This window comes from Derxia lacustris, from assembly GCF_002105195.1.
GTDB lineage: Bacteria > Pseudomonadota > Gammaproteobacteria > Burkholderiales > Burkholderiaceae_E > Derxia > Derxia lacustris.
Window position 1 is genome coordinate 1 of record NZ_MUHU01000022.1, and the last position, 8,830, is coordinate 8,830.

Below are 8,830 nucleotides of genomic sequence, written 5' to 3' on the forward strand. Positions count from 1 at the left end.
TCGGTGCGCTGCCAGAGCGCGGCGCCACCGGCCCGGTTCGGCACATGACGCCGACGCCGTCGCCGCGCTCTGGCAGCGCACCGAAGGCTGGGTCACCGGCTTGGTGCTCGCCGCCCTGTCGCCCGATGCCGATGACAGCCCGGCCGACCGCGCCGGCGCCGGCCAACCCGCCGCGCCTCAGGGCGGCAGCAACCCGGCGCTCGCGTGCTACCTCGCCGACAGCGTGCTCGCGCGGCTGCCGCCAGCCACGGTCGATTTCCTGCACGACGCCGCCCCGTTCGCGCGCTTTTCCGCCGGGCTTTGCGATGCCCTCGGCCCGCGCCGCGACAGCCGCAGCACGCTCGACTGGCTCGCGCGCCAGCACCTGTTCGTCAAGCCGCTCGGCGACGGCTGGTACCGCTTTCACGCGCTGTTCGCCGAGCACCTCTGCGCCCGGCTGCGCCACCGCGATCCGGCACGCGAAGCCGAACTGCGCCGGCGCGCCGCGCACTGGTTCGTGGCCAACCGCCACTGGCCCGAAGCCGTGGCCCAGGCGCTCGCGGTCGGCGACGACGCGCTCGCCGCGCGCTGGGCCGAGCAGTTCTCGCAGCGCGCGGTCGAGACCGGCGAGGTCGCCACGCTGGCCGGCTGGCTCGGCGCGCTGCCGTTGCGGCTGCGCCAGCGCTCGCTGCGACTGCGGCTGTTGCAGGCCTGGGCGCTGGCCTTTGCGCTCGACCTGCGCCGCGCGCGCCAGACGCTGGCCGACATCGAGGCCGACCTCGGCGCCGCCCGCCTTGCCGCCGACGCCGACACGCCCGGCGAATGCCTGGCCGTCGCCGCGATCATCGACGGCCTGAGCGACCGCAGCGACGCCGCCATCGCGCGCGCCGACGCCGCGCTCGCCACCCGGCCCGCGCCCGGCGGCTGGACCGAGCGCACCGCGCTGGTCGCGCGCACCTTCGGCCTGTGCTCGGCGGCGCGCTTTGCCGAGGCGCTGGCCTGCGACAGCGGCAGCCGCGCCGCGCCCGCGCCGCTCTATCTCGACGTGTACCAGCATGCGATGCGCGGCCTGTCGCTCATCACCGCCGGCGACCTCGACGGCGCGCGCCAGCTGCTGCGCCATGCGCTCGCGCTGGCCGAAGCCGGCGCCGGCCCGCTCTCGGCCGCCGCCGCGCTGCCGGCCGGCTACCTCGCCGAAGTGCTGCACGAACAGGGCGAAGCGGCCGAGGTGGCGGCGCTGCTGCACGGCCGCGACGACACCGCGTTTGCGGTCGCCGCGCTCGGCTCGCTGGCGCGCTTTTGCACCGTGTCGGCGCGGCAGGCGGCGGCGCGCGGCGATCTGGCCGGCGCGCTCGCCGTGCTCGACCGCGGCGAGCGCGCCGCCGCCGAACGCGGCTGGCCGCGCCTGCATGCGCTCTGCCTCGCCGAGCGGGTGCATCTGCTCTGCGCCGCCGGCCGGCTCGATGCGGCGCGCGGTGCCATCCGCGCCGCCGTCGGCCAGCTGCCCGACGATCCGCCGGCCCAGCCCAACAGCCGGCTCGAAACCTGGCTCGCCTGGCAGGAGGCGCAGGCCACGCTGCTGCTGCACGGCGGCCATGCCGAAGAGGCGCTGCCGTGGTTCCGTCGCCTCGCCACGCAGGCGCGCGGCGCGGGCTTTCTGTACCGCGCGGCGCGCATGCAGTTGCTGCTGGCGCTCGCGCTCGACGCCTGCGGCGCGCATGCCGAGGCCGTGGCCGAGATGGCCGCGCTGCTGCCGCTCGCCGAGCGGCAAGGGCTGGCCGCGAGCTTCGCCGACCTCGGCGCCGGGCTGGGCCGGCCGCCAACCGCGCCCTCGCCCGCCCTCGCCCTGCGCGACGAAGCCCGCCGCCTCGTCAGCGCCGCCAGCGGCATCGACCCCGGCGCCGGCCTGTCGGCGCGCGAGCTCGACATCCTCGGTCACGTTGCCGACGGCCTGAGCAACAAGGAGATCGCCCGCCTCGGCGGCATCGCGCCCGAGACGGTGAAGTGGCACCTCAAGAACATCTTCGCCAAGCTCGCCGTCGGCAGCAGGCAGGAGGCGGTGCGGCGCGCGCTGCTGCTGGGCCTGGTGGGCGGCGCCCCCCGATCGGTGCCAACCCTGCCCCCCGTTCGGGGAGTGCCGCCGCCGCCGCGCGCTGCCTAAGCTGCGCAACGCTTCACGGCCACGCCCGGACCCTTCCACAAACCGGCGCGGGCCGCTCATGGGAGGAGACCTTCATGTCCGATCACGCAACCGGCGGCGCCAGCCATGCCGCCCCCTCGGCCTACGCTTTTCCGCTGCTCATCAAGCAGCTGCTGCTGGCGCCGCTGCGCCAGTCGGCGGGGCAGGAAATCGTCTATCGCGGCGAGCATCGCCAGACCTATGCCCAGCTCGGCGAGCGCATCGGCCGGCTCGGCAGCGCGCTCGCGCGGCTGGGCGTGGCGCCGGGCAGCGTGGTGGCGGTCGCCGACTGGGACAGCCATCGCTATCTCGAAAGCTATTTCGCGGTGCCGATGCTGGGCGCGGTGCTGATGAGCGTGAACGTGCGCCTGTCGCCCGACCAGATTGCCTACACCGTCGACCATTGCGGCGCCGAGACGCTGCTCATCAATGCCGAATTCCTGCCGCTGCTGGCCCAGATCCGCAGCCGGCTGCCGCAGCTCAGGCGCGTGGTGCTGCTCAGCGACACGCCGGTCGCCGAACTGCCGGACGGCACCAGCCATGAATACGAAACCCTGCTCGCCGGCGGCAATCCAGCCCACGTCTTCCCCGATTTCGACGAGAACACGCGCGCCACCAGCTTCTACACAACCGGCACCACCGGCATGCCGAAGGGCGTGTTCTTCAGCCATCGCCAGCTGGTGCTGCATGCGCTCGGCGTGCTGAGCGCGCTGGCGGTCAACCCGGGCGGCCAGAACCTGCATCGCGGCGACGTCTACATGCCGATCACGCCGATGTTCCATGTGCACGCCTGGGGCATGCCGTACATCGCCACGCTGCTCGGCGTGAAGCAGGTCTACCCGGGCCGTTATGCGCCCGACCTGCTGCTCAAGCTCAAGACCAGCGAGGGCGTGACCTTCTCGCATTGCGTGCCGACCATCCTGCAGATGCTGCTCGACGCGCCAGGCTCTACCGACCACGACCTGGGCGGCTGGAAGATGATCATCGGCGGCTCGGCGCTGACGCCGGCGCTGGCGCGCGCGGCGCTCGTGCGCGGCATCGACGTGTTCACCGGCTACGGCATGAGCGAGACCTGCCCGATCCTGGCGCTGGGCCAGCTGCGCCCAGGCGATCCGGGCCAGGCCGCGCATGCCGCGCGCAGCGCCGCCATCGCCGCCGGTGCCACGCCCGCCGAGGCCGCGACCGGCGCCGGCGCCATCACCGACGAGGAAGTCGCGCGCCGCGCCCGCACCGGCTATGCCGTGCCGCTGGCCGATCTGCGCATCGTCGATCCCGACCTGAACGACGCCGCCCACGACGACCGCGCGCAAGGCGAGGTGGTGGCGCGCACGCCCTGGCTCACCCAGGGCTATCTGCATGCGCCGGATGCATCCAACCATCTGTGGGCCGGCGGCTGGCTGCACACGCAGGACATCGGCCGCGTGGACGCGACCGGCTCGCTCCAGATCACCGACCGCATCAAGGACGTCATCAAGTCGGGCGGCGAGTGGATTTCCTCGCTCGACATGGAGGCGCTCATCACGCGCCATCCGGCAGTGGCCGAGGCTGCCGTCATCGCCATCCCCGACGCCAAATGGGGCGAGCGGCCGCTGCCGCTGGTGGTGCTCAAGCCGGGCGCCGAATGCGACGCGGCGACGCTGATCGCCCATCTGCGCGCCTGCGCCGATGCCGGCGAAATCTCGCGCTACGCGATCCCGGACACGGTCCGCTTCCTCGACGCGCTGGAGCGCACCAGCGTCGGCAAGCTCAACAAGAAGAAGCTGCGCGACACCGTGCTCGCGCGCTGACCGCCCGCCGCAAAAAACCACAAGAAAACAGGGAAAGAAGAATGAGGACAGACAAGGTCCAGGCCCGCGCTCGGGCGCGTGGAATGCAAACCGGCTTTGCGGCGGAGGGCCGCGCATCCAAGGGCGGCGCCGATCTGCCGCGCCGCCGGCCCGCGCTGGCGCCGCTCGGCATCGCGCTGGCCGCCGCCTTCGCCGCGCCGGCTCACGCCGCCGACTTCGAGCTCGACGGCTTCCGCATCAAGACCACGGCAGCGCTGTCCGCCGGCAGCGCCTGGCGCACGACCGACCGCGATCCGGTGCTGCTGCCGGCCGCCAACGCCACGCTCGCCGGCGTCGATCACGCGGCGACGCACGGCCGCAACCAGGACGACGGCAATCTCAACTTCGACCGTGGCGACCGCATCTCGACCATGCTCAAGGCCTACGGCGCGCTCGACGCCGAACGCGACGGCCTGGGCCTGCACCTGAGCGCCAAGGCCTGGACCGACCGCGCGCTGGCCGACGACGAGCAGCGCTGGGGCAACTGGCCGGCCGGCTATGCGGGCGCCGCCAGCCACGCCCAGCGCCTCGACGACGGCGGCTTCGACCGGCGCGCGCGCTTCAGCGGCGCGGTGATGCAAGAGGCGAGCGTGTCGGCGCGCGGCAGCCTCGACGGCCATGCGGCACAGGCGCGCGCCGGCTGGCAGACGCTCGACTGGGGTCGCGGCTTTGCGATTGCCGGCGGGCTGTCGGGCATCAATCCGGTCGATCTGCCCGCGTCGCGCCGGCCCGGTGCGCTGCCCGAGGAAGTCGCCATCCCGATTCCGCTGCTGCTCGCGCGCATCGATCCCACGCCCGCGACCACGCTCGAAGGCTTCTGGCAGCTGGGCTTTGCCAAGACCGTGCTCGACGGCTGCGGCACCTTCTTTGCCGGCGCCGACTACGTGGCCGACGGCTGCAACGGCGTGATGGTCGGCGACGCCTTCACCGATCCGGCCTCGGTCGCGGCCGGGCGCTATCTCAAGCGCCAGGGCTCGCCCGGCGTGGCGCGCGACGGCCAGTTCGGCGCCTCGCTGCGCTGGCGCCTGCCCGAGCTGAAGAGCGAGATCGGCTTCTACGCCGCGCAGGCGCATTCGCGCACGCCGCTGGTCAGCCCGGTGAAGACCGGCCGCAGCGGCGGCGCGCCCTTCGTGCCCGGCAATGCCGACGGCCTCAACGCCGGCTATCTCACCGAATACCCGGAAGACATCCGGATGTTCGGCATCAGCTTTGCGCGCCGCGCCGACGACTGGACCCTGGCTGCCGAAGCCAGCTACCGGCCCAACCAGCCGATGCAGCTGAACTCGGTGGACCTGCTCAACGCCGTCGCCTCGGTGACCGCGCCCACGCTGTTGCGCGCCGACGTGAATGCGCTCGCGCCCGGCGCGGTGCTGCACGGCTACGACCGCCACAAGGCCAGCCAGCTTCAGGTGGCGGCGACCGTGCCGCTGCGCGGCCTGCTGCCCGGCGATCCGCTCGCGCTCGGCGCCGAGGCCGGCGTCAAGTTCGTCCACGACCTGCCCGACGCGACCCGGCGCCGCTATGGCCGCTCCGACGTGTTCGGCGTCGGCACGGTCAACGGCGTGTGCGCCGACGTGCCGCTGTCCTGCGCCAACGCCGGCTATGTGAGCCGCACGAGCTGGGGCTATCGGCTGCGCGCCGGCTGGCGCACGCCGGTCGCCGACGGCATCACCGTGGCGCCGAGCCTGGCCTGGGCCCAGGACCTGCGCGGCTGGTCGCATGACGGCGCCTTCAGCCAGGGCCGGCGCGCCATCGTGACCGGCCTGCGCGCCGAACTGCGCCAGCGCTGGAGCGCCGACCTCACCTGGAACCAGCCCGTCGGCGGCAGCTACAACCAGCTGCGCGACCGTGGCTGGGCCGCCATCGCGCTCGGCGCGCGCTTCTGAAACGCCTCTCCTCCACCTCTCCCGAGACCACCGCCATGACCGACCTGAATCCGCGCCGCATCGCGGTGCTGGGCGCCGGCGTGATGGGCGCGCAGATTGCCGCCCATGCCGCCAACGCCGGCCTCGATGTGTTGCTGTTCGACCTGCCCGCGCCCGGCGCCGATCCGCTCGCCGCCGTGCGCCGCGCCATCGACGCGCTGCGCAAGCAGAAGCCCGAGCCGCTGGCCCGCCCCGCGCTCGCCGACGCGATCCGCCCCTGCCACTACGACGCCCATCTGCCGCTGCTGTCCGGCTGCGATCTGGTCATCGAGGCCATCGGCGAGCGGCTCGACTGGAAGCGCTCGCTGTACGAGCGCATCGCGCCGCATCTGGGCGCGCAGACCGTGCTGGCCAGCAACACCTCGGGCCTGTCGATCGGCGCGCTCGCTGCGCTGCTGCCGGCCGGGCTGCGGCCGCGCTTTGCCGGGCTGCACTTCTTCAACCCGCCGCGCTGGCTGCCGCTGGTCGAGCTGATCGCGCATGACGGCAGCGATCCGGCCGTCATCGACGCGCTCGAAACCGCCGTCACGCGCCGGCTCGGCAAGAGCGTGGTGCGCGCCAAGGACAGCCCGGGCTTCATCGCCAACCGGCTCGGCGTGTTCGCGCTGCTGGCGGCGGTGCATCACGCGGCACGCTTTGGTCTGGCGCTCGACGAGGTCGATGCGCTCACCGGCAGCGCGCTCGGCCGGCCGCGCAGCGCCACCTTCCGCACGCTCGACGTGGTCGGTCTCGACACCTTCGCGCACGTCGTCGCCGGCCAGCGCGAGCAGCTCGGCAGCGACCCGTGGCACGCCTGGCTGCACCTGCCCGACTGGCTCGACGCGCTGGTCAGCGCCGGCAAGCTCGGCGACAAGTCCGGCGCCGGCTGCTACCGCCGCGAAGGCCGCGAGCTGCGCGTGCTCGACCCGGCCAGCGGCGACTACCGCGCCGTCGCCGGCGCCATCGCGCCCGAGGTCGAAGCCCTGCTCGCCCTGCCCGATGCCGGCGACCGGCTGCTCGCGCTGCGCGCCAGCGCCCATCCGCAGGCGCGCTTTCTGTGGGCGGTGCAGCGCGACCTGTTCCATTACGCCGCCTTCCATCTGGCCGCGATTGCCGATACCGCGCGCGATGCCGATCTGGCGCTGCGCTGGGGCTTCGGCTTTGCGGCCGGGCCGTTCGAGGTCTGGCAGACCGCCGGCTGGCATCGCATCGCCGCCGCGCTGGTCGAGGACATCGAGCGTGGCGAGGCGCTCGGCGCGGTGCCGCTGCCGGCCTGGGTCACGGACAGCGCGCTGGCCGACGGCGTGCACGGCGCCGACGGCTCGCTGCGGCCGGGCGGCGTGGGCGTGCCGGTGTTCATCCCGCGCCCGGCCAGCGCCCTGGCCGCGCGGCAGATCTTTCCGGAGCTGCTGGCCGGCGAACCCGGCTTCACCGCACTCACCGCCGGCCGCACGCTGGCCGAGACCGACGCGGTGCGGCTGTGGACGCTGCCCGGCCATGACGCGCGCATCGGCATCCTCTCGTTCAAGACGCGCATGCATGCGATCGGCTCCGGCGTGCTCGACGGCACGCGCGAGGCCATCGCCCGCGCCGAGCGCGAGCTGGATGCGCTGGTCATCTGGAACGAGCCGCCGTTCGCGGTCGGCGCCGATCTGAAGGAAGTCGAGCGGCTGGCCGGCGCCGGCGAGTTCGCCGCGCTCGACGACTACATCGCGCGCTTCCAGCAGACCGGGCTGGCGATCCGCCATGCGCGCATTCCGGTGGTGGCGGCGGTGCAGGGCATGGCGCTCGGCGGCGGCTGCGAATTCGCGCTGCATGCGGCGCACCGCGTGTTCGGCTTCGAGACGCGCGTGGGGCTGGTCGAGGCCGGCGTCGGGCTCATCCCGGCCGGCGGCGGCTGTCTGCACATGGCGCTGCGTGCGGCCACGCTCGCCACGCAGTCGGCCGGCGGCGATCTGCTGCCCTTCATCGAGCCGGCGTTCAACGCCATTTCGCGCGGCACGGCGGCCGGCAATGCGCTGGCGGCCGGCGATCTGGGCTATGCGCTCGCGTCGGACGATGTGGTCTTTCATGCCGGCGAGGTGCTGCATGTGGCGCTGGCCCGCGCCCGCGCGCTGGCCGAGGCCGGCTGGCGCGCGCGGCCCGCCGGACCGGTGCCGGTGGCCGGCCGCGCCGGCATCGCCGCGCTCGACATGGCGGTCGTCAACCAGCGCGACGGCGGCTTTGTCAGCGAGCACGACGCGCGCGTGGCCCATGCCGCCGCCGTCGCGCTGTGCGGCGGCGAGATCGACGCCGGCAGCCGCGTCGACACCGGCTGGCTGCTCGACGTGGAGCGCGCCGAGTTCATGCGCCTGCTGCGCACGCCCGAGACCCTCGCCCGCATCCGTCACCTGCTCGCCACCGGCAAGCCGCTGCGCAACTGAAACCGCGCGGCGCCCGCCCGCGCCGCGCATCGAACCCACGGACATCCTCATGAACAAGCAAGTCCAGGACGCCTATCTCGTCGCCGCCGTGCGCACGCCGGTCGCGCGCCGCAACGGCGCCTTCCGCCACGCCCGGCCCGACGATCTGCTGGCCCATGCGCTGCGCGAACTGCTGCGCCGCGCGCCCGGCCTCGACCCGGCCGACATCGGCGACGTGATCGCCGGCTGCGCCATGCCCGAGGCCGAACAGGGCATGAACGTGGCGCGCATCGGCCTGCTGCTGGCCGGGCTGCCGCAATCGGTGCCGGGCCTGACGATCAACCGCTTCTGCGCCTCGGGCCTGCAAGCCGTGGCCGACGCCGCCGCGCGCATCCGCCTCGGCGAAGCCGACGCGATGATCGCGGCCGGCGTGGAAAGCATGACCGTCATGACCCAGATGATGGGCAACAAGGTCCGGCCCAACCCCGCGCTGTTTGCCGACGACGAACACCGCGCCATCGCCTGGGGCATGGGCCTGAC

Annotated in this window: 5 protein-coding genes; all 5 read left to right on the forward strand. The window is 73.9% G+C overall.

Annotated elements, in window-relative coordinates:
• Positions 1 to 2,140: LuxR C-terminal-related transcriptional regulator (locus tag B9P64_RS15590; protein WP_085317005.1), on the forward strand; the 2,140-nt coding region annotated here is incomplete at its 5' end.
• 74 nt (positions 2,141 to 2,214) lie between these two features.
• On the forward strand, positions 2,215 to 3,945 hold the full coding sequence (locus tag B9P64_RS15595; protein ID WP_085317006.1) for a fatty acid--CoA ligase: 1,731 nt from the start codon (positions 2,215 to 2,217) through the stop codon (positions 3,943 to 3,945).
• Between the two features lie 83 nt (positions 3,946 to 4,028).
• Positions 4,029 to 5,870 (forward strand): DUF1302 domain-containing protein, encoded by a 1,842-nt coding sequence (locus tag B9P64_RS15600; protein WP_176256852.1) that lies wholly within the window; start codon positions 4,029 to 4,031, stop codon positions 5,868 to 5,870.
• Between the two features lie 35 nt (positions 5,871 to 5,905).
• Positions 5,906 to 8,311, forward strand: a complete 2,406-nt coding sequence (locus B9P64_RS15605; protein WP_085317008.1) for a 3-hydroxyacyl-CoA dehydrogenase/enoyl-CoA hydratase family protein — start codon at positions 5,906 to 5,908, stop codon at positions 8,309 to 8,311.
• Positions 8,312 to 8,360: 49 nt separating this feature from the next.
• The coding region (locus tag B9P64_RS15610; protein ID WP_268877151.1) for a thiolase family protein at positions 8,361 to 8,830 on the forward strand (470 nt) is incomplete at its 3' end.

Excerpts from the sequence above, each read along its gene's own strand:
- B9P64_RS15600 (WP_176256852.1), top strand. The coding sequence starts at position 4,029 with ATGCAAACCGGCTTTGCGGCGGAGGGCCGCGCATCCAAGGGCGGCGCC.
- B9P64_RS15595 (WP_085317006.1), top strand. The coding sequence starts at position 2,215 with ATGTCCGATCACGCAACCGGCGGCGCCAGCCATGCCGCCCCCTCGGCC.
- B9P64_RS15605 (WP_085317008.1), top strand. The coding sequence starts at position 5,906 with ATGACCGACCTGAATCCGCGCCGCATCGCGGTGCTGGGCGCCGGCGTG.